Origin of the sequence: Vibrio sp. 10N.261.55.C5 (assembly GCF_041470505.1) — a bacterium.
GTDB lineage: Bacteria > Pseudomonadota > Gammaproteobacteria > Enterobacterales > Vibrionaceae > Vibrio > Vibrio crassostreae_C.
Window position 1 is genome coordinate 65,996 of sequence record NZ_JBFRMS010000043.1, and the last position, 20,895, is coordinate 86,890.

The following is a 20,895-nucleotide window of genomic DNA, read 5'->3' on the forward strand; positions in this document are numbered from 1 at the left end:
TCCTTTTTTGTGACTTTTGTGCGCGTTTTAAAGCACTACGGTTGAGTGTTCATCCCAGACGTTATGCGATAATTGGTGCTACGCCCTCAACCATCCACCGTGAGTAATTGGTAGGAGGAGGAGGGTTTTTAATGAGTAACTCATATAATAAATACCATCCTTAAGGAAATTTATGCAGCTTTGCCTTTTAGCCTTTGTATTTATCTAGAAAGCTGTAAACGAGTTTGGTAGGAGAACAACATGGAGAGTTCAGCTATGTTAAGCAATCCAGCGACAGATGTCATATTGCATGCCTTTGACTGGTGCTACGCTGACGTAATGAAGAACGCCCCACTGATCCAAGAGTTGGGTTATAAATCTGTTTTAGTATCACCGGCGATGAAATCGCTGCGCGGCCCTAAAGGTTGCGATCGAAATTCTGGTACTCAATGGTGGCAACGCTATCAGCCCCAAGACTATCGTGTGATCGATAATCAGTTGGGTGACACACAAGATTTTAAAGCGATGGTCGACACGTTAAAGCGACATGGGCTTCGTACTTATGTGGATGTGGTGTTTAACCACATGGCCAACGAATCGGGTATCCGCGGTGATCTAACGTATCCCAATCAGCAAGACATGGCGTCTTATCAAAAAGATGCTGACTATTATGAATCCATACGTTTGTTTGGTGACCTTTCTGAGCCTCTTTTTGATGAGAACGACTTCGTGGAAGCGTTTGGTATCAAGAACTGGAAAGACACGTGGGAAGTGCAAAACGGGCGTATTACCGGTGGCGCCAGCGATCCTGGCCTGCCAACGCTACTCGATAACGATAATGTGGTGGCACAACAAAGAGCCTACCTAAAAGCACTGAAAGAGATTGGTGTGAAAGGATTTCGCATTGATGCGGCAAAGCATATGACACTGGCACACCTACGCAAGGTGTGGACGGATGACATCTGCGAAGAAATGCACATCTTCGGTGAGATCATTACCGATGGCGGCGCGACAGAAGAAGAGTATGAGCTGTTCCTTGAGCCTTATCTTAAACACACTCGCTTAGGCGCTTACGATTTCCCGTTGTTCAACACCATCTTCAAAGCATTTGAAGAGCAGGGCAGCTTTAAGTCTTTGATTAACCCATACTGTTTTGGTCAGGCTCTGTCGAATATGCGAGCGATCACGTTTGCGGTCACTCATGATATTCCCAATAACGAGGTGTTTTTGGAGCATGTGATGGATGAAGTGGATGAGCGATTGGCTCATGCTTTCATTCTTGGTCGAGACGGCGGTGTGCCGCTTGTTTACAGTGAACTGAGCACCAGCGGTATTCTGGACAAGAGCGGTCAGCCTCGTTGGCTTAACGACTGGCAAGCGCCTTACATGAAAAGCATGATTCAATTCCATAACCATGTTCATGGCGAAGCGATGCGTGTGGTTGAAGCGAATGATGATTTGTTGGTGTTTGTCCGTGGCGATAAAGGCATTGTGGTGATCAACAAGTCGAAGCGAAGCAAAACAGCCTCATTAAATTGGACTGGTGCGGTAACCGATTTACTGTCGGGTGATGTGTTTGAATGTGTTGGTAAGGATTTAACCATCAAGGTGGAATCGAACCAATGTATGATGTTAACGACGAATGAATTGAAGCCTGTCACGAGTTAACTTGGATAGACTTGAAAGAGAAGCCCCGCTTACTGGCAATCAGTAATCGGGGCTTTTTATTTTAAGCTATTGCTCGGTAACTAAACCAAATGGCGACTCAGCCAAACGGCAACTGAGCCAAACCTTGGTTAAACCGTAAACTTATTCAATAGCTCGTCTTGTTGGCGAACATTGTCAGTTTGCTGCTGCATTGCGGTATTCGCTTCTTGGGCCGCTGTTGATACTTGTGTTGAAAGGTCTTTGATCTTAACAGTGTTGTTATTGATCTCTTCCGCTACTAAGCTCTGCTCTTCTGCCGCTGAAGCAATCTGGATGTTCATATCTGAGATGCGTTGAATCGCGTCACGGATACGGTCAAGTGAAGAGTTCGCTTGCTGAGCGCGTTCAACGGCGTCAGTGGCTGTGTCTTTACTTTGGTTCATCGCGTTCGATACTGAGCTTGCACCCGCTTGGAGCTGCTCGATCATGTTGCGGATTTCCGTAGTTGATTCTTGAGTACGTTGTGCCAGAGTACGAACTTCATCGGCAACGACTGCGAAACCACGGCCTGATTCACCAGCACGCGCCGCTTCAATAGCCGCATTCAATGCCAGTAGGTTGGTTTGGTCTGCAATATCGTTGATTACTTTTAGAATTGTTTCGATGTTGGCTGTTGCTGATTCAAGTACTTGTACTTCGGCAACCGCTTGGTCGATACGTGCTGAAAGGTTATCAATCGCTTGAGTGGTGTCACTTACGACAGATGTGCCGTCTAGCGTTGCTTCGTCTGCTTCACGGGCTGCCGCTGCTGCGCCTTGAGCATTGTTTGCAACTTCAGTTGCAGTAACCGCCATCTCGTTCATTGCAGTCGCTAACTGTTCAAGCTCTTCCAGTTGGGTATTCATCGCTTTCGCTGATTCGCCTGCACCTTTAACCGTGATTTCAGTACCACGCTTAATTTCAACACCAATCGCTTTCGATTGAATGATCTGATTTTGCAGGTTTTCAGTAAAGGTGTTGAAACCTTTCGCTAGGTCAGAGAACTCTTGGTCTGTGTTGGTATCTAGGCGCTTAGTTAAATCACCTTGACCGCTCGCCACATCTTGAATGGCTTGGTTAAGCGCATCCAGTGGACGCATTAACACACGAATCAGAACAGTCAGTGCAATGATGCTGAGAATAACTGCAATCAACGAGTAGATCATTGAGCTGTTCTTCAATTCTTCAACGGTTTGGAACGCGATCTCTTCATCGAGGATTGCACCTATATACCAATCTTCACTAGGGATGTGGGTGAAATTAACTAGGAACATTTTGCCGTCGACTTCAATTTCTTGAGAGCCTTCACGAATAGTCGCTTGTGGCATGTAGCTTGATAGCGTTTCACCGTTGTTTTTCGCATTTGGGTGAGCAATCGTGGTGCCGTCGGCTGTTACTAGGAACAGGTAACCCGCATCAAACAAGTTCACTTGGTTGACCAAGGTAGCAAGGTTCGTCAATTCTAGGTCGTAGAACATACCCGCAGTAAAGCGGCCGTTGTCTTTAACTGGAGTACCTACTGATATGATGACTTTCTTACTTGATGCATCCACATAAGGAGCGGTAACAACTAAACTGTTTTTGGATTTAGCATCAATGTACCAAGGACGAATTCGTGGGTCGTAGTCTGGACCGGCATCCCAACCATCATCATTTTCAATAACGAAACCGTTTGCTTCATAACCAAAACCAACCGCTAGGAAGCTGTTTTTAAGCTTTGGCTTTTCTAAGATTTCTTTAACGTAAGCGCGATCTTCAGGGTTGATCTCGATGACTTCAGTCGTCGATTGAGCCAACGCTTTCTTGGCGTTCATCTCCGATACGACGGTATTTTTCACGCCCGAGACCATCTCTTTCAGGCTCGCATTGACGTGGTTTTCTACTGCACTTCTTACAGTGTAAAGTTGTTGTATTGAAAGCAATGATACTGTCACTAGCAGCAAGGCTGATGATGCAGCAACCACCTTATGGCTAAATTTCATTGAGTTTTCCCCTTCTCACAGGCTTTGCGAAGACTAAAGTTAATCGTGTTTTTGTAATTATATATATCGACTAGATTGGATTTTACTTGAATGTAATTTCACAAAATAGACTACAAAAATACAACAACCTAAACAATGCAAAATTCACTAAAGCGCATATTTGTTGCTTTTAGTATTTGGTTCAATGAGTTGGGGAATGGGGCTAGACGGAGTTTAAGGAGGAATTAAGAATGTATTAATTTGATAGTTATGCGTTCAGTTTTCTATTAAAAAGAGGCGGGGTGAATAAACGATATGAAATCAAATGACATGCAGAGCTTATAAATTAATTGAACTCCAAATAATACTGTGTATATATTTTCGCAAATAAAAAGCCCCACAAAAGTGAGGCTTTATAAACTGAATCTTTATTGAGTTACATAAGTAGTATCTAATTTAGAATATTAGATGCGCTACACCAGCGATAACTGGAAGCGTAATTAACGTACGTAGAATAAAGATAATAAACAGTTCTAAGATGTTCACTGGAATCTTACTGCCTAGAAGTAGAGCGCCCACCTCAGACATGTAGATCAGCTGAGTTACCGACATTGCTGCAATAACAAAGCGAGTCATCTCGTTGTCGATAGAAGCCGCAAGGATTGCTGGGATAAACATGTCCGCAAAACCAACAACAATCGTTTCAGATGCTGCAACCGCTTCAGGAACACCAAGTAGCTCTAGGAATGGAATGAAAGGCTGACCTAGGATTGAGAACACAGACGTGTATTCCGCAATAACTAGTGCCATTGTACCTAAACCCATAACAACAGGCAGTACGCCAAATACCATATCTACGGCGTTACGAACGCCTTCGCCAAATACAGATTTAGCCGACTTTACTTGAGATGCTTTATTTACCGCTAGCTCAAGACCCCAAGAGAACGTTGAGTGACCTGCTGGGATCGCGTCAGCGTCTTTGTGCGGCTTGCTGCCATCAATGAAAGTATCTTTCTTCATGCTTAGTGGTGGAAGGCGAGGGATGATCACCGCTGCCACAATACCCGCTAAACAGATTGCTGCGTAGAAAGGTAGGAACAGGTGCTCTAGTTCTACCTGAGCAATAACCACAAGACTGAATGTGATAGATACTGCTGAGAAAGTCGTACCAACAACCGCAGCTTCACGCTGAGTGTAGAATTTCTTCTCGTACTGTTTGCTTGTAAGCAGGATACCAACACTGCCGTCACCCAACCAAGAAGCCATACAGTCAATAGCACTGCGGCCTGGTAGGTTGAAGATTGGACGCATGATTTTACTTAGTAGCGTGCCAAACAGCTCTAGTAGACCAAAGTTAAGTAGAAGCGGAAGTAGCAAACCAGCAAAGATGAATACTGAGAACAGTGTCGGAAGCAGGCCTTCTAGAACCAGACCACCAGTATTTTCTTCCCAAATAACCTCAGGGCCAACTTGGAAGAAAGCCATAACGGCTGCAGCACCACCAATTAAACGAACCAGCAACCACAGTGGAGATGGGTTGAAAAGGCCGTTTAAAAATGAATTTGATGTAATGAATGTAGGCTTAAAAATGGTGCTTAAAACTGAAGCTACAGACATGAAAGCAACGATCGCAGTGATGATAGGGACTAGATATTCACCGAAAACCGCTTGAATTGATTTGGCTAAGATAGCTACAGGGATGGTTAGATCACCTTGATAGCTGATTGGCGCCATGAAAAGGAATAAACCAATCAATGATGGGATTAAGAAAACCCAGAAACTGCCTTTAGATTTCTCTGTTTGAGCAGTATTCTTGTTGTTAGACATGTTATTGTTCTCGAATTTCTACACGTAAAAAAGCCACATCCTTGGCATTTTTATTCACTAAACGTCCGTATTTTCTCATTGGGTGCAAGATTACCCAGTATTAATATCGCTTGCAATACTATTCATCAAATATAGCTAAATATTCATACTGGTTATTCTGCAACGTATTAAGAGTTTAGAATAAAGTGTTGCGGATGTTACGTAGTTTGAGGTTATATTGCCAGATATTTATAAATTGACTGGGATTTCAGTTCGATAGGTCAAGTATAACCAGTAGCTAAACGCAATAATGAAAGCAAAAGAGGCAGGGAAAGCCAATGCCAAGATTTCGAAGCGTTGGAACAGACAAGCGCCAATTAAGCCGCCAAACAGGAAGCCAACCACAATGAAAATTAGCAGTTTGGCTTTACGGCAGTCAAAAGGCATCCCCTTTAAGCGAGCGCCAATCATGATCCCAAGATCGGTAATGATCCCGCTCATGTGTGTTGTTCGAATGATTGCCCCGCTGTAAGTGGTGATCATCGCGTTCTGCAAACCACACGCGGCTGAAGCGAAATACTGACCTGAAGTATAGCCTTGCAACAGTGTCCACAGCGCCAAAAACAGCAATCCACCCTCAATACATAGTGCAACACCGTAACGGCGTCCTAACTTCAATGCTTGGTTTTCAATAAAGAACCCGCTGAACGCCGCACCTAACATGAAGCTCATGATCACCAATAGGAGGTGAACAGAAGCCGAGGTCGGTGTAAGCAGGCTACTGCCTAGCAAAGACATGGTGCCGGAGATATGGGAGATAGCTTGATGTTGGAAGCCAAGTAAGCCGATAGCATTAACACTGCCAGCAAGACCAGCTAACAAAAGGGCGCCGTATTCAACCCAGCGAGGTAACTTAGAAATCATGTGGTTCACCCTGGGTTAAATAGAGGAGCAAGATTATAACGCTAGACAAAAGATACGCTAGCGCTGTGAAGCGTTGATATTTGATCTTAGGCAACAGTATTGCAGTTTGTTTTAATACTGTTGCTATATAAAGATAACGGTCAATAACGAGATAAAGATAACGCTCAATGACGAACTAGTTGTAATGGCTCATTTGGTGGTCGAACTTAACCCAACCGTGTTTGCGTTCTTCATAAACCGAAAAGCTCGGCAGTGGGAAGTCTTGCTCTTTAAATAATCCGAGCGGGACGATATAAAAATCAGCGGCGGCAACCGACTGCAAAAGCATGGTGGTGCCACACTTGGGACAAAACTGATAGGTGACTTCATTACCCGTATCGCTGATGCGTGAAAAAGAGGTCACTTCACCGCTGAGTGTAACTTGTTCTATTGGGAACCGAGCCTGAACGCCGAACACACTTCCGGTGCGTTTCTGACACTCATAGCAATGGCAGACAGATGTACGTTGAGGTTCACCTCGGCATACTAGGTTGACTGCTCCACAGCGGCATTCGCAACTTCTGATATTTCTATCTTTAATATGATTGATATCCATCCATGCTCCACTTCTGGTTAACCCTGTATTGATAATTATACTAAAGCCCTTTATGGTCTGCACAACTGGATGAAAACAAAAGAATATAATTGCCCATGAAAAAGAAAATCTTACCTATCCCTCTGATTCTACTGATTCCAATTGTCATGCTGGTTGTGGTGATAGTAGCGGGTATTTATCGCTTTAGCTTAAGTGATGAAGAGATCTTGGCGAAGTTTCCTTCTTCTCAAGTGAGTTATGACCCAGTCGTAGAAACCGTTTTTGATTTGAAGACGACCAATCCATGGACAATTAAAGTTCCTGAGACTAACGCCTACGCTTTTATCAATGAAGTTGATGAGCCTAGAGCCATCGCGTTTGGACGCTATGACTCAGGTGTTGAGCGCGGTGTGGTAACGGTAGACACCAATAATCTTTCAGCCGCCACGCTGGGCAAGGCGAGTTTCTTTGTCGCGCCGATGTGGATATCTAACCAAGGCAGCGGTGTGTTCTATTATCTAGGCCTGTTTAAACATGACCAGCAACGAAGCCGCGTGGTGTTAGTCGACCAACTTTTACTGGGTGACCGTATACAAATTCAGACATTGGAGGTCGCTCAGCTGCCAGATTCGCAATCACAGAATAAACTTACTGGGGAAGGTTTTATCGGCTTTACTCAGCATTCTGCGGAACAATCATTTGCAGAACCCCCTTCTGAAAAGGTGTTAATGAGTTTTTCTTTTGATACGCAATCAATTGGTAAGCAATAACGTTTGCGTGAATGTAAGGATCTGTTGTTTATGTGAGTCAAATTACATATTATCTTAGTTAGATGAATGAAATTTAGACACACTTAGCTTTGTGTCCGCTTATTTTTACAAATGGAGCTTGCGAATGATTAATAAACGTTTTTTTAAGACGAAAGATGAAGTTGAAGTGACCTTCGAGCTAGAAGCTCAGGAAGCGAACTCTGTATCCATCGTTGCTGACTTTCTTGATTGGAAAGCCACCCCAATGAAAAAACTGGCCAAAGGGAAGGTATACAAGTTTAAAACTCGTCTACCTAAAGATGGCGAGTTTCAATTCCGCTACCTAGTTGATGACCAACAATGGGTGAACGATGCGAATGCCGATCGTTACATCCCAAATGAATTTGGTGAAGACAACTGCCTAGTGTCGACGGTAAACGCATAATCTTTTCTTAAAACCAGTGACTAATTCGCTTCGTTTATTAATTATTCGAAACGGAATAACGTCAACCAATAGAAAGCAGAAACTAGCCGTTTCTGCTTTTTTATTTTTAAATTTAGCGGTTAATTTTATTTCTTATCTAGTGGCTCTTCATCTACGGCAACTCAATGACTTAGGCTAAGTTGGGAAGATTCACATCATATTATGACAATGCATTGATGATTTATGCGTTTGAAAAGCATATCCTATGCCTTTATATCGTAGAAAGACCTGTTTACCGTGTATTCAAAAATATTTCCCTCTCCGTTTGCTGAGCTTTCACCTGTAAAAAAAGTAGCTATTTTGGGACTGCCACTTATTGCTGCGATTGGTGTTGCTTTGCAATCGTCACAATCGGATCTGACGAAAACGATCGATCTTGATTTGCCCGACTCAACCGTTATTGAGTCAATTCTGTCACCATCTTCTGTTACCGTTATTGAGCCGCCGACATTTGAGTATCAAATTCAATCTGGCGATAACTTGAGTAGCATCTTCACTCAGCTTGGATTTTCTTACAAATCGATGATGAGCGTGATGGAAACTGATTTGAACTTCCTTGCTTTAGATACGCTTCGTCCGGGTAATACATTACGCTTTTGGCGTGATGAAGCGACCGGCGACCTTTCTAAAATGGAACTTCAATTTAGCGTCGCGGACAAAGTGGTTTACCGACTGCTTGATGACGGCAGCTACGAATTCGAAGACATCTCTATTCCTGGTGAATGGAAGCAAAAACCTTTAGTGGGTGATATTCATGGCAGCTTCTCTATGTCGGCGAACAAGGTTGGCCTGAGCAGTCTTGAGATTGACCATATTGTGACTCTTCTTAAAGATAAGCTGAACTTTAGCCGAGACCTACGTGCTGGCGATCAGTTTGAAGTGATTCAAAAAGCGCAATATGTTGATGGTGTTGCAACCGGAAAACGTGAAATTGAAGCAATTAAGATCATGAATCGTAACCGCGTTGTGTCAGCATACTTACACACTGACGGACAATATTACGATGCTAATGGCGATAGCTTACAACGTGCTTTCCAACGTTACCCAGTGAGCAGTAGCTGGCGCCAAAGTTCTCAGTTTAACCCTAAGCGCTTACACCCTGTGACTGGCCGCATTTCACCGCACAACGGTACAGATTTCGCGACGCCAGTTGGTACGCCGGTTCAAGCAACGGGTGATGGCAAAGTGATTATGACGCGTAAGCACCCATATGCGGGTAACTACGTGGTCATTCAGCACGGCAGCACTTACAAAACGCGCTACTTGCACTTAAGCAAGATCCTTGTTCGTAAAGGACAAACGGTATCTCGTGGTCAACGTATTGGCCTATCGGGTAAAACGGGTCGAGTGACAGGTGCTCACTTGCACTATGAACTGATCGAACGTGGTCGCCCTGTTGATGCGATGAAAGCGAATATCCCAATGGCTGATTCTGTGCCTAAAAAGGAAAAAGCGACATTCACAGCCGCGAGAGATGAAGCCGACAAGCTATTGAAGGCAGCGTTAGAAACGCGCAATCTAGCAATGGTTAATAATGCTAGTAAGTAGCTAGCCATTAAACTGTTTTAAAGCCGCAAGAGCATCACAAAGCACAGTCAGTGTTAAGTGATGCTCTTGCGGCTTTTTAGTTCTCAATAGAAGGTTCGGTAAGGGTTTAAACTAAAGGCTCTGAGTGCGCGACATAGCTAACGATAGCTTCAGGTCGCATTGGAGGTGAGTAGAGGTAACCTTGGATCTTGTCACATCCCATCGCGTGCAGCTTTTCTAATTGCTCACGCTTCTCAACACCTTCCGCAACCAAAGATACATCGAGTCTATGGGCCAGTTGAACAATCAGCCATACTACGCTCTCTGAGGTCGAACTAGTTAACAAGTCTCGAATAAAGGTCGCATCAATTTTAATGCAATCGATAGGGTAGCTGTGGATGTAGTTCAAACTGGAGTAGCCTGTACCAAAGTCGTCGAGTGCAATCGTGAAGCCTTGCCCTCTCAAAAAGTTAAGCGCGGATTTTGTCTCTTGTGTTGGCGATAACAGAACGGTTTCGGTTAACTCGATAACAAACTCATTCGCCTTAAAATGGTGCTGTTCAATGGTTCGAGTCAGGTAGGATATATAACGTTTCGAATCAGTAAGCTCGTGCGCAGAGCAGTTGATTCCAAGTTTAACCTTGTAGCCCAAGCCTTGCTCTAGTGTGGTTTTAGCGCGGCACACCAATTCAATAATGCGTTCACCTAATTCGACAATCAGCCCTGACTCTTCTGCCACTTGAATAAACTCTACGGGTGAGATGTCTCCATGTCTGGCGGTTTTCCAGCGAGTCAGTACCTCGAAATATTCCCATTGCGTTTCACCTTGACCCACAATCGGCTGTACCACTACGTACATTCCATTGCTGTCGGGGATATAGCTTTGTGAAATTGGGTTTTCCAGCTCACTTCGTAGCGCTGCGACTAGCTCGGTTTTTCTTTGGTAACGAACTCTTAAGTGAGTGTCATAACATTGAATATGAGTATCTTGGCTGTGTTTACACTCTTTAAGCGCCAAGCTGGTATTGAAGATGATTTGCTCAACGTCTTTGTTGTCTCCATCCGAACTGGCAATACCGATGCTGACGTCGAAATCTATCTTGATATCAACGCTACTGTAGCCCTGCTTAATTTTGGCCAGTATTTGTTCGCACACGGCTATCGGATCAGAATGGTAGGTGATGAAGGCGAACTCGTTGCCAGCAGTCCGGAAAGTCAGGTTGCTTTCAGGTAAAGTTCGGCGCAATATTTCTGCGACAAATTGCAGCACCTTGTCGCCAATATAATTACCGTGCATATCATTAATGGCTTTGAAGCTATTGATATCGAGTAAAGCCAGTGTAAACGGAGTGACGCTCTGTTGAGTAATCGACTCTAAGGTATCTGATAAACAGCTTCGGTTGAGTAACCCGGTTAGGCTGTCGTGTGACACCTCATAACTAAGCTGATTTACAAGTTGTTCGGAACGATCGTTAAACCACATTTCACGCAAGGTGTGGATGATGATGTCGGCGAACAATTGATGGTGCTTTACCACGTCTTGTTGCTGATCAGGGCTAAGAGGCGAGGTGAACGTTGAAAACAGCACGCCCATCACTTCGCCACTTTGAGTTTGAGTCGGGATCGCGATGGAGTTTTGTGAGGTGATTTCCTGCCTAAATGCCGATGTTGGCAATGACTGGACGATGTACTGAGAAAATGAGCAATCTGGGTGTCTTTGATTGACGGCTTGTTGGTAGATGTGACCATGGCGCGCATTGATTTTGTCATGTAATACATGATCAGAATGGGCGATCACCAAAGGAACGGTTTGGTCAGGGAAGTACTTCTTCTCAATGATGCTAGTGTATTGAGTATCAAAGGTCTGATGTAAAGTAAGCACAGCTGACTCTAAAAGGTCGATACCTTCCAATTTCAGCAAACGGCCAATGCGCTCTGTGTCTATCATGCTATTGTGCGTATGTTGAGTCATAGCCACCACCCCTAGTTAACCAGATTCACTGTGTAAGCGGTATACGTATTATCTTGTATATGTGCGAACTTGTATAATCTATATGCGTCAAGTTTATTATTGACCGTGTTGTATAACTTTTCAAATTAAAACGTGACTTATTTCACAGAGCTTGCGTGCTACGCTCTTTGTCTAGCCTGTCTTTCAGATGGTCCAAAAAGAGCTTGGTTCGCGTGTGCGAGTAATCAAGCTTAGGGTAGTACGCGTAAACCATCACTTCGTCGGCGGTAATATTTGGCAATACTGGAACTAATGTCCCTTGCTTTAGATCCTCTTTGATCATCGCTTTGATGGTTAACAGTACGCCCATTCCTCGCTTCGCAGCATGAAACAAAGCCTCTGGATTGGTGGTCGCAAAGTTACCATTGAGGGTGATGCGTTGCCCTTTGGTGAGTGTGACTTCTCGGGTAGGGCGCTCTCCCCAAATCAAAGAGTTGTGTTGTTCTAAGTCCTGCTCGTTGGCGGGGTAACCATGTTTAGCTAAATAACTTGGCGCTGCATAGAAGCTGGCTTTGTGTTCAAACAGCGGTGTTTTCTTGAAGCTTAATGAGTTGAGTTGTTCTAGTTCACGACTGATTACCAAGTCCAAGCCAAGCTCGGGTAATTGACCGGGCGTAGTGGTGATGAGTTGTACCTTAATATCAGGGTACTTTTCTAAGAAGTCGTCCATGTATTGCACCAGAAACTTAGAGCCAACCGCAATCGTAGCGCCAATCTTTAATAGGCCTGCTGGGGTTTGGTTAACCGAGCGAGTCTCATCAATAATGGACTGCCAATTGTCGAGCTGATCCTTGGCTCGCAGGTAAAAGAGCGCACCTGCTTCGGTTTGGCTAATTGATCGCGTGGTACGCTTTAACAGTTGGGTGCCGATGCGCTCTTCTAGCCAGTTCACTCTTTTGCTGATCGCCGAGCTGGTGGTGTTAAGTTTTCGAGCAGCACCATTGAAGCTACCTTCTTCCACTACTCTGACATAGCTTTTTACGTTAAGAATCCAATCCATATTATTTCCTGTTAGGACTTAATAAAATTCCAATTTAGCTAATTATCAATTATTGGTTTTGAATGTAAACTCATCTAATGAACAAATATCAAACGAATAGGGAATTTTTTGAGCCAATCGACCTTTAAAAAAACGCCGTTACTCTTAGCAATGATGATTATTGCTACGGGGCAGGTGGGTGTGAGCATCTACTTGCCAGCATTGCCGTTAATTGCTTCTGACTTAAGTGCTACTCAAGTAGATGTACAGCTGCTCGTCACGCTGTTTCTGGTGGGTTTTGGCTTGTCTCAGCTATTTTACGGACCGATGTCCGATGCGGTGGGAAGAAGACCTATTTTCTTGTTAGGTCAGGGTGTTTATTTGATTGGTACAGTCGTTTGTGTTGTGTTTTCTGACAATATGACGGCGCTAGAAGTTGGTCGCTTGCTACAAGGTTTAGGGGCGGGTAGTGCCTCGGTTCTTGGGCGAAGTGTGCTTCGTGACAGCTATGATGGTTCACAGCTTACCAAAGCGTTGTCTTATATCTCGATCACCGCGTCGATTATGCCGATCATCGCGCCTGTATTTGGTGGCTGGATTTCATTCCACCTTGGTTGGCAGGCGGTGTTCCTTTTCGTTCTATTGTATTTACTGGCGATATTCACACTGGGTTACTTCGTGTTGCATGAAACTCTGCCATATGGGAAGAGCCGTTTTGAAGTCAGCCAAGTGGTAAAGAACTACGGACGCTTGTTAACGAATCGCCAAGTGATAAGCAGCGCCAGTTATAACTGGATGAGTTATATGGCGAGTTTGGTATCGTTATCTTTATTCCCATTCTTAATGCAAGAGCAATTGGGGCTGACCGCCGCTGAGTATGGTTCATTGATGATTGTCCCTTCGGCAGGCTTACTGATCGGTAGCGTTGCTTTGAACTTGCTCAATCGTAGGTTTAGCACTCCGCAATTGATGAGCCTTGCGATTTTGATTATTTTGGCTTCGGGAACTTGGCTTCTTACTCATGAGTTATCCATCTTTAACTTGGTTTGGGCGTTTACTTGGTTGGCGATAGCACAAGGCATTTCGTTCCCATTATCAATCAGCATGTTATTAGAACCTCATAAGAAGCAAGCGGGCGCAGTGTCGGCATTGTCGGGCTCTATTCAGATGTGTTTAGCGGGTTTATTGGGTGGGTATCTAGTAGAGAGTTGGGTCACGACTCATCTACAGTTAGGCGTGTTCTACCTCATTATTGGTGCAGCCATGGGCGGAGTGCTTTGGTCTTCAACCAAAATGAACAAGAAAGGCGATACTGTTGAAGTGGAATATAGCTAAATGCCAAATTCACTATCGTTTAACGCACCATCGTTAATACGTTGTATTTGTGCTGATGGTTTTCTACAATGCTTCGGTCCATTGAATAGGTAAAAACAAAATGCAGCAAAATGAATTTGAAGTACTGGTAAAAGCTATCTGCGCACTAGATGGCCTGCCTCAAGCGCTTGAGCTATTGAAATCCAATGAGGATACAGAAGTCGCTGAGGCTGCTGCATCACTGACTGGTCAATTTGCACTTGCTGAAGTGGAAGGCGAAAAGCGTATTTACCACGTGACGCTTCAAGAAAATGAACAAGGCGAAGAGCAAGAGTACATCGAACATGTTATGAATGAAGGCGATGACTTAATCAAATTTGCAGCTTGGTTCTTTGAAACGATGTTTGAATTGAAGCAAAAAGACACATACCAAATTGCCGGTAAAACTTACAGACAGCCAAAGCGCAGCTAGGTTTCTCAGTAAAGCATTTTAGAAAGCAGCTCTATTGAGCTGCTTTTTTTATCAGTGTCTAAATCAATGTCTTGGGTTGTTATTAGGAATGGAGCATTAAGCTCAAACCAGAATTTAGGTTAACTCATTGATATACAAAAACAATGCTGATTAGCACAGAGACAAAATTAGGCTAATTGCAAATGAATGCTTAATATTGCATTAAAGTGTGATTTAGATCTTGTTTTTGGGCGTTTTAAGTGTAGAATCCGCGCTAAAGAAAGTTGATTATGTGCGGAGATAAGCATGAATTACGAACTAGGCCACGCATACCTTGGTCAAATGGCAGCAAAAAACATGATGCACGAAGCATTGTACGGCACTTCAAAGCCAAAGAAACCATCGTTCTTTAAGCGAATGATGAAGAAAATGGCTAAATAAGCATTTTCAAAAACGGAATTTTAAAAGGCCTTAAACTCGATGAAGTTTAAGGCCTTTTTCGTTTTAGCGATTGGTGAAAGTTATCGCTTTGTTTTGTTGTGGATGGACACAAAAAATACCAATTAAGCTTCTGACTAATGGCTTTTAATGAACTCAGCCAGCAGATTGATTGGATAAGTCGACCACATTATTAGGGATGCTATCTAAGCCATTCTCTTTCATCCACGCTTCTAAGTTATCGGCACCACCGATGTACTTACCATCAAGCCAGATCTGCGGGACGGTGACCGGTGTTTTCTCACCAATGTGTGCTTTTACCTCTGGAATCATACGGTACAAAGCGGCGCTGTCTTTTACGACATCGTGGTATTGGTATTCAACACCCGCTTCATCCAGCATTTTCTTCGCTTTAACACAGAATGGGCAGGTCGCCTTACCATAAACGATGTTGCCTTTTAGGCTGTCTCGTTTGGTCCACTCTTTGATCACCGATTGGATTAACACACCGCGATTCAGCGCTTCACCTTGGCTGACCACTTTGCCTTCAACAACAAGGATTGGAGCATGCCAAGAGCCTAGTTTTAGCGGCTCCCACCAGTGAGACAACCAATCTTTCACTTCCAGTTCGACATCGACATCGGCCAACTCATTCTCAAAAGTATCCTTCAGAATGTCTTTGGTAAGGGTACATTCTCCACATGGGATGTTAACTTTAAATGGACCCCAGCTGCCTGCCCAACGGTATAGTGTAATCTTGACTGGTTTCTTCATGGTTACGGCCTCGTTTGAATTCTCTTATCCATATAGAACGGACTGTCGAACTATTTATTTCACCAACCTTAAACTTTCTTCACTTTTGAAGGTTTTTTAGTTTCCCAGTGCGTTATAAATGCAACTGACGCAATAATAATAGCAGCCCCTAGCCATAAACGACCCGGTGGAACCCAACTAAATACAATCCAACCTGCTAAAACGTTTAGCGGTAATTTGGCGTGGTCAAAAGGTTGCACAAACGAAGCATCAGCGACCGAGTAGGCTTTTACTATCGCCCATTGAGCGAGTGCCGTCATAACACCGATAACAATCAATATAGCCCAGATTGTACCGCCGCTTGGCGTTTGCCAATCTGGCGCAGCAAGCAGGATGTTAAATGGTGTGATTAATAGTAGAAGATAGACCACCATGGTTGAAGGACTGTCTTGCGAAGAGAGTTTTTTCACCATCAGTGAGTAGCATGCCCAGAAGAAAGCGGCACCGACTGGTAATAACGTTGCCCAGTTAAAATCTTCAGCCCACGGCTCTAGAATCACCATCGCACCCACGAAGCCTGCTAAGGTCGCGCCCCAGCGAGCAGCCCCAACTTTCTCTTTTAAGAAAAGCCCTGAACCAATGGTTGCAAACAATGGCGATGTCATGAGAAGGGCAATGCCTTGCCAAATTGGTACTGGGTAAGCCAGTGCCCATATCCAAAGTTGAATACCAATAACAGACAAGAAGACACGGAATACGTGTAGCTTGAGATTATCAGTTTTTAGTGCGCGGCGAATTCCCAATGTTTTTAGGTAAGGAAGGATGGCGAACAATGCGATTGAATACTGAATGACGGCAACGGTGGTAGAAGTCAGTCCGAAATGAATGCTAGCGATTTGAGTTAGGCTGTTGATCAAAGCAAAGGCTAAACCTGCGGTTAGCATCCAGCTAGCGCCTTGGATCGGATGGTGTTGTGACATGATGCTTCTAATTATTTGATGTGGTTCACCTATGATACGGATTTAGCACCACTTAACCAGAAAAAGCATTGATGAAGTCAGTCAGAATATTTGAATATGAAAAAAGGTTGAGCCATTGCCCAACCTTTTTAGTCTGTATCTAAAGTCGATTTAGATTAGAAGTCGTAACGTACACCTAGGCGAAGAGAGTCTTCACTTTGTGTTTCTAAACCTGCAACTTTTACGTCGTCTAGATTGTTTAATTGGTAAGCAACGTATGTACGGATAGATTTGTTGAACTTGTAAGTACCAGTCAGCTCAAAGAAGTCAGCTGTGTCTACAGTTAAGTTCTGTGTCGCGTCTTTTTCTTGTTTTTGGTACAAACCTGCCAGTTCAAATTGGTCTGTTAGCTTGTATTTAGCAGCAACTTCCACACCAGAGAACTCAGTTTTTGCTTTGTCGTCTAGGTCACCCATTGTGTAGGTTGCACCTAGGTATAAAGCATCCATTTTGTAGTTAATACCAGCAATCAATGCTGTAGCTGAACCATTACCAGTACCGTTGTCGTTACCTGAGTAACCAAGACCGAAACCTAAGCCCATCGGTAGTGTGTAAATGCCAGAGATACCGTAACCGTCAGTATCTTTGTCTTCACCAGCAATCAAACTTGCTTTAAGAGAAAGTGCGTCTGCGTCGTAAGCGTATACAAACGTGTTATTGATTTGCTCGTCACCTGCATTGATGAATGCTTTTTGGTCACCAGAGTAGATAGTAACATCCGACATTTCTGAGATTTGAGCTGCAGCTGTATCTTGACGACCTACTGATACTGCGCCGAAGTTACCTTCAAAACCTGCATACATGTAACGTTGCTTAAAGTTTTCAGTCTTACTGTTATCAGCAGAAGATTTCACGCTTTGTTCTGCTTCGTAGAAACCAAAACCAGATAGGTCGCTAGTGATTTCTGTAGTACCACCCACATTCAAACGAACACGGCTTTTGTTTTTCATCGTACCGTCGATTTCAGCACCACCTGAACCAATGAAATCACCACGGAATTCCGCACGACCGCCAATTTTAAGTTCTGTGCCATCAGAGCTGTAAACTGTTGCTGCTAGAGATGAACCTGAAACTAGTGCCGCTACCACTGCAGAAGCTAGAACTGCCTTTTTCATAATCACTTACCTTGTATTTTAAAATCCGTGAGCAATGTGCTCTCCGTTTCGATATGAAGCTAATTTAGAGCAGATAAATTAAGCTTTCATTTCCATAAAATTACATTTTCGTGAATGGGGAACTTTTTTAAGTGTTGATTTTATTGCACTTTTATTTCATGCGACTGAGTGTTCTATGAATAGTTATACAAGTTGCGTGTATTTCAAAGGTCACATTAGCAAGTTTTACCTTGGAATCACGTATGTCGATGGTGGTGAATTTTGGCTGCGCTGAGAGCTTGTTAATCTGATTAACTGCTTGTACTGGTAAGGATATCCTCTATGATGCAAAAACTTAGAAGAGAATAGATTCTGCTCAACAATATGGAGACGTTGGATGAAAACAGAGTACTTAGGCGATGTTTTACAAGGTAGGCAGGTTATTGGCTCCTTGAATGTTGAAGACCTACCCGTTGGAGAGCACCAGTTTTGGTTTCAAGTCACCAGTGATGGGCTAGGGCAACCTAAGAACATGCCGGTTTCTGTTTTCAAAGGCAGTCAAGAAGGTCCTAGTTTGATGATCACCGCCGGTATTCACGGTGATGAGCTAAACGGAGTGTTGGCTGCACAGCAAATTATCAGGGACTTAGTCGGTAAAACGCTCAAAGGCACGGTAACGATTGTACCTACTGTGAATCTGCCTGGCTTGCTGAACCATAGCCGTGATTTCATCTCTTCGGATCCGGGTTCTTGCCCTGCTAATCTTAATCGACTCTTTCCGGGTGACGCGAATGGCTTGGCTGCGGAGCGCTTTGTTGCGTCTTTGTGGGAGCGTTTGCTTAAGCATAATGCCACCTTCGCCGTTGACCTCCACACTCAAACTCGTGGCGCAGTTTATCCACTTTATGTGTTTGCTGATTACCGCATAGAACAATGTTTGGAGATGGCGAGGCTGATGCAGCCCGATTGTGTTCTGAATGACCCTGGTGACCCAGGTATTTTGGAAACGGTTTGGAATCGAAGTGGAATTCCGAGCATCACGGTGGAAGTTGGGATGGGGAAATTTACTCAGCCTGACATGATTCAACGAGCGGTAGACGGTGTTTTTAACATGCTGTCTTATTATGAAATGTTCGAGGTTGAAATCAATCATCCCGAGAAAATGCAGCTGCCGAGTATGGATTGGATAGAGGGTAATGATGTGGTTTCTATCCGCGCTGATATTGGTGGTTTCGTATTGCCGCAGGTTGAGCTTCTGCAGAGCGTAGAACAAGATGATCTGTTGGCTATTCAATATGACGCTTTTGGTAATGAGTGTCGCCGTTATCACGCGCCGTCTGCCGGACGTGTCCTTAGCTATAACGTGGATGCGTTAAGGGAGCCGGGTGCGCTTGTTTGTCGTTTGCTAAGTTAAGGCTCAGTCGGTTTGACGTTTCCGTGTTAATGCACTGTGTTGTTATCTAAAACACGTAAAAAAAGACCGAGCTAGGCTCGGTCAAAGGACAGTTGTCTAGAGTAAGCACGTCTTGGACTCATCGAGAGAACTGCTTTTAGAGTAGCGAGGCTAGATTAAGAATCCATTGCAAGATAGTGACACTTCGACTGCTTTTCTATTTCAAAAATAATATTGAAAACATTATCTTAAACTCATCAAAAACCCGACTGCGAGTTACGCGAGTCGGCTTTTATTCACTTCTCTTTCGAGTCTTTATCTCTATCTACGCACGATTAAAAAGCGTCATCCACGATATCTTTAAGTCGGTCGTAAGGCACATACCCTGGTAAAACATTTCCGTTCATCATCATGGTTGGAGTGCCCGTTAAGCCGAGTGCACTGAACGTTTGATGGTTAGTGGTTAGAACCTGGTTTTGTTCTTGAGTTGTTTTTAGTTCCGCCTCTGTTCCCGTCTTCTTGGCAACGGCTTCTAGTGAGCTTTTCGAGTGAATACCGCTTTTCGCCATCAGCAATCTATCAACTTCAGGGAATGCTGCTGGGTTATCTTTCCATACTTTCATCGCGTATAGCGCCGCGTTGGTGTCTAGCCCTGCAACTTGTTGTTGCTTAAACGATAAGTACACGTTGATCACTTTAATGTCGCTGTTTTCAGAGGCTAATTGAACCAAGCCTTTTTCCAAGCGCTTACAGTAAGGGCAGTTGTAGTCAGTAAAGTTAACGATGACTGATTTGCCATCCGGATTGCCCGTGATTGGGTGAGCGTCATTGTTGTACAACCAATCATGGCTTCCTGCTTGAGCTTTCTTCGACTGTTCTTGACCTGCTACGTACTGCTCTAAACTGGTATGCAATCCAGAGATCGTCGATGGGTTTTCCTTCAGGAATTGATTAATTTCTTCAAGTTGTTGAGTTTGTTCTTTGTTTAATTCTGCGAAGGCATTAGTACTCATTAATGAGCCTAAAATCAGTGCGCTTATCAGATGCTTTTTCATATTGTCTTTTCTCTAATTCGTGATAATCGTGAGCGCTTATTAGGTTGCGCTCACATTAATATTGTTTGTTAAACTGGCTGAGTCGGTTTATTTACTTAGCTTTGCTCTGTTTTTCTTTGTGAGCGATTTAGGCAAAGTAGGTTCTTAACCACAGGCCGATAGGGGATGTAACGCCGGTTGCGATACTGCTAATCTTTCCATCTTTGATGATGACAATACTTGGCGTGACATTAACGCCCCAACTTCTGCTGATTGACCCAGAAAGATCATTGATAACAGGGAAGTCATACTCTTTTGCATCCAAGTAGCGCTGGACACGTTCGTCTGGACCAGACGATAGAGCGACCGAAACCACCTGATGGGAATCACTGAAGCTATTAACCGTCGGGCTTACAAATTTGCAGGCACCACACCAAGTCGCCCAAAAATAGACAATGACTGGCTTACCATTTTTGCTTAGCTCGATAACATCAATATCTTCGCCTTGGAGCGATTGACCCACAATTGGAATCGCATCGCCCTGAGGCATGCTTCTGCTGTGATAAAAGTCCATGGCAAATGAAACCACGCCAACGATCAATATCATTGAAACCAGTTCCTTTCCCCACTTCTTAAGACGACTTGGCTTTTTGGCCTCACCCTTTACAGCGTCGTCTTCAATCGTGCTAGATTTATCTTCATTGTTGGGAGTCTTCATC

Annotated in this window: 19 protein-coding genes; 8 read left to right on the forward strand and 11 right to left on the reverse strand. The window is 43.9% G+C overall.

Features of this window, described 5'->3' with window-relative positions; translation table 11 throughout:
* Nucleotides 1-240 precede the first annotated feature (240 nt).
* A complete protein-coding gene (locus AB4263_RS15885; RefSeq protein ID WP_372098512.1) occupies nt 241-1,647 on the forward strand; it encodes an alpha-amylase family glycosyl hydrolase in 1,407 nt (468 codons plus the stop codon).
* Between the two features lie 128 nt (nt 1,648-1,775).
* Here AB4263_RS15885 and AB4263_RS15890 read toward each other — a convergent pair whose 3' ends face one another.
* From AB4263_RS15890 to AB4263_RS15905, 4 genes are all read right to left on the reverse strand, one after another.
* Complete coding sequence (locus AB4263_RS15890; RefSeq protein ID WP_017062748.1) at nt 1,776-3,647, reverse strand: methyl-accepting chemotaxis protein; 1,872 nt, start codon at nt 3,645-3,647, stop codon at nt 1,776-1,778.
* Between the two features lie 435 nt (nt 3,648-4,082).
* The gene (locus AB4263_RS15895) at nt 4,083-5,453 is read right to left on the reverse strand and encodes a YjiH family protein (protein WP_017067418.1); all 1,371 of its coding nucleotides are present in this window, start codon (nt 5,451-5,453) and stop codon (nt 4,083-4,085) included.
* A gap of 228 nt (nt 5,454-5,681) precedes the next feature.
* Entirely contained in the window at nt 5,682-6,356 is a 675-nt protein-coding gene (locus tag AB4263_RS15900) for a YoaK family protein (protein ID WP_372098513.1), read from the reverse strand.
* Nucleotides 6,357-6,531: 175 nt separating this feature from the next.
* Entirely contained in the window at nt 6,532-7,014 is a 483-nt protein-coding gene (locus AB4263_RS15905; protein WP_170926836.1) for a GFA family protein, read from the reverse strand.
* Nucleotides 7,015-7,046: 32 nt separating this feature from the next.
* Here AB4263_RS15905 and AB4263_RS15910 point away from each other — a divergent pair, with 32 nt between their 5' ends.
* From AB4263_RS15910 to AB4263_RS15920, 3 genes are all read left to right on the forward strand, one after another.
* Entirely contained in the window at nt 7,047-7,700 is a 654-nt protein-coding gene (locus AB4263_RS15910) for a hypothetical protein (RefSeq protein ID WP_017062744.1), read from the forward strand.
* 124 nt (nt 7,701-7,824) lie between these two features.
* Nucleotides 7,825-8,124 carry an isoamylase early set domain-containing protein gene (locus AB4263_RS15915; RefSeq protein WP_009845720.1) on the forward strand — a complete coding sequence of 100 codons (300 nt, stop codon included), beginning with the start codon at nt 7,825-7,827 and terminating at the stop codon, nt 8,122-8,124.
* 276 nt (nt 8,125-8,400) lie between these two features.
* On the forward strand, nt 8,401-9,711 hold the full coding sequence (locus AB4263_RS15920; protein ID WP_372098514.1) for a peptidoglycan DD-metalloendopeptidase family protein: 1,311 nt from the start codon (nt 8,401-8,403) through the stop codon (nt 9,709-9,711).
* A gap of 106 nt (nt 9,712-9,817) precedes the next feature.
* On the opposite strand, the gene AB4263_RS15925 is transcribed toward AB4263_RS15920, so the two are convergent.
* Nucleotides 9,818-11,662 (reverse strand): bifunctional diguanylate cyclase/phosphodiesterase, encoded by a 1,845-nt coding sequence (locus AB4263_RS15925; RefSeq protein WP_017068381.1) that lies wholly within the window; start codon nt 11,660-11,662, stop codon nt 9,818-9,820.
* Between the two features lie 142 nt (nt 11,663-11,804).
* Complete coding sequence (locus tag AB4263_RS15930) at nt 11,805-12,701, reverse strand: LysR family transcriptional regulator (RefSeq protein ID WP_017062741.1); 897 nt, start codon at nt 12,699-12,701, stop codon at nt 11,805-11,807.
* Nucleotides 12,702-12,809: 108 nt separating this feature from the next.
* Here AB4263_RS15930 and AB4263_RS15935 point away from each other — a divergent pair, with 108 nt between their 5' ends.
* The 3 genes from AB4263_RS15935 (at nt 12,810) to AB4263_RS15945 (ending at nt 14,886) form a co-directional block, all read left to right on the forward strand.
* Nucleotides 12,810-14,015 carry a multidrug effflux MFS transporter gene (locus AB4263_RS15935; protein WP_372074928.1) on the forward strand — a complete coding sequence of 402 codons (1,206 nt, stop codon included), beginning with the start codon at nt 12,810-12,812 and terminating at the stop codon, nt 14,013-14,015.
* Nucleotides 14,016-14,115: 100 nt separating this feature from the next.
* Nucleotides 14,116-14,466: a hypothetical protein gene (locus AB4263_RS15940; protein WP_017057980.1), complete on the forward strand. Its 351-nt coding sequence runs from the start codon at nt 14,116-14,118 to the stop codon at nt 14,464-14,466.
* 285 nt (nt 14,467-14,751) lie between these two features.
* On the forward strand, nt 14,752-14,886 hold the full coding sequence (locus AB4263_RS15945; protein ID WP_010431176.1) for a hypothetical protein: 135 nt from the start codon (nt 14,752-14,754) through the stop codon (nt 14,884-14,886).
* A 153-nt stretch (nt 14,887-15,039) separates the two neighbouring features.
* On the opposite strand, the gene AB4263_RS15950 is transcribed toward AB4263_RS15945, so the two are convergent.
* The 3 genes from AB4263_RS15950 to AB4263_RS15960 form a co-directional block, all read right to left on the reverse strand.
* On the reverse strand, nt 15,040-15,657 hold the full coding sequence (locus AB4263_RS15950; RefSeq protein WP_017062739.1) for a glutaredoxin domain-containing protein: 618 nt from the start codon (nt 15,655-15,657) through the stop codon (nt 15,040-15,042).
* Nucleotides 15,658-15,725: 68 nt separating this feature from the next.
* Nucleotides 15,726-16,616: a DMT family transporter gene (locus AB4263_RS15955; protein WP_065583706.1), complete on the reverse strand. Its 891-nt coding sequence runs from the start codon at nt 16,614-16,616 to the stop codon at nt 15,726-15,728.
* A gap of 155 nt (nt 16,617-16,771) precedes the next feature.
* Nucleotides 16,772-17,770, reverse strand: coding sequence for a porin (locus tag AB4263_RS15960; protein ID WP_102321347.1), 999 nt, complete (start codon nt 17,768-17,770; stop codon nt 16,772-16,774).
* Nucleotides 17,771-18,146: 376 nt separating this feature from the next.
* Between AB4263_RS15960 and AB4263_RS15965 the strand changes: the two genes are divergently transcribed.
* Nucleotides 18,147-19,163, forward strand: a complete 1,017-nt coding sequence (locus tag AB4263_RS15965; RefSeq protein ID WP_372098515.1) for a succinylglutamate desuccinylase/aspartoacylase family protein — start codon at nt 18,147-18,149, stop codon at nt 19,161-19,163.
* Nucleotides 19,164-19,477: 314 nt separating this feature from the next.
* On the opposite strand, the gene AB4263_RS15970 is transcribed toward AB4263_RS15965, so the two are convergent.
* On the reverse strand, nt 19,478-20,197 hold the full coding sequence (locus AB4263_RS15970) for a DsbA family protein (RefSeq protein ID WP_371725354.1): 720 nt from the start codon (nt 20,195-20,197) through the stop codon (nt 19,478-19,480).
* Nucleotides 20,198-20,324: 127 nt separating this feature from the next.
* Entirely contained in the window at nt 20,325-20,894 is a 570-nt protein-coding gene (locus AB4263_RS15975) for a protein disulfide oxidoreductase (protein ID WP_017064333.1), read from the reverse strand.
* Nucleotide 20,895: the final 1 nt, after the last annotated feature.

Excerpts from the sequence above, each read along its gene's own strand:
- AB4263_RS15925 (WP_017068381.1), bottom strand. The coding sequence starts at position 11,662 with ATGACTCAACATACGCACAATAGCATGATAGACACAGAGCGCATTGGC.
- AB4263_RS15890 (WP_017062748.1), bottom strand. The coding sequence starts at position 3,647 with ATGAAATTTAGCCATAAGGTGGTTGCTGCATCATCAGCCTTGCTGCTA.
- AB4263_RS15975 (WP_017064333.1), bottom strand. The coding sequence starts at position 20,894 with ATGAAGACTCCCAACAATGAAGATAAATCTAGCACGATTGAAGACGAC.
- AB4263_RS15960 (WP_102321347.1), bottom strand. The coding sequence starts at position 17,770 with ATGAAAAAGGCAGTTCTAGCTTCTGCAGTGGTAGCGGCACTAGTTTCA.
- AB4263_RS15895 (WP_017067418.1), bottom strand. The coding sequence starts at position 5,453 with ATGTCTAACAACAAGAATACTGCTCAAACAGAGAAATCTAAAGGCAGT.
- AB4263_RS15970 (WP_371725354.1), bottom strand. The coding sequence starts at position 20,197 with ATGAAAAAGCATCTGATAAGCGCACTGATTTTAGGCTCATTAATGAGT.
- AB4263_RS15930 (WP_017062741.1), bottom strand. The coding sequence starts at position 12,701 with ATGGATTGGATTCTTAACGTAAAAAGCTATGTCAGAGTAGTGGAAGAA.
- AB4263_RS15965 (WP_372098515.1), top strand. The coding sequence starts at position 18,147 with ATGAAAACAGAGTACTTAGGCGATGTTTTACAAGGTAGGCAGGTTATT.
- AB4263_RS15940 (WP_017057980.1), top strand. The coding sequence starts at position 14,116 with ATGCAGCAAAATGAATTTGAAGTACTGGTAAAAGCTATCTGCGCACTA.
- AB4263_RS15885 (WP_372098512.1), top strand. The coding sequence starts at position 241 with ATGGAGAGTTCAGCTATGTTAAGCAATCCAGCGACAGATGTCATATTG.
- AB4263_RS15910 (WP_017062744.1), top strand. The coding sequence starts at position 7,047 with ATGAAAAAGAAAATCTTACCTATCCCTCTGATTCTACTGATTCCAATT.
- AB4263_RS15900 (WP_372098513.1), bottom strand. The coding sequence starts at position 6,356 with ATGATTTCTAAGTTACCTCGCTGGGTTGAATACGGCGCCCTTTTGTTA.
- AB4263_RS15955 (WP_065583706.1), bottom strand. The coding sequence starts at position 16,616 with ATGTCACAACACCATCCGATCCAAGGCGCTAGCTGGATGCTAACCGCA.
- AB4263_RS15915 (WP_009845720.1), top strand. The coding sequence starts at position 7,825 with ATGATTAATAAACGTTTTTTTAAGACGAAAGATGAAGTTGAAGTGACC.
- AB4263_RS15945 (WP_010431176.1), top strand. The coding sequence starts at position 14,752 with ATGAATTACGAACTAGGCCACGCATACCTTGGTCAAATGGCAGCAAAA.
- AB4263_RS15950 (WP_017062739.1), bottom strand. The coding sequence starts at position 15,657 with ATGAAGAAACCAGTCAAGATTACACTATACCGTTGGGCAGGCAGCTGG.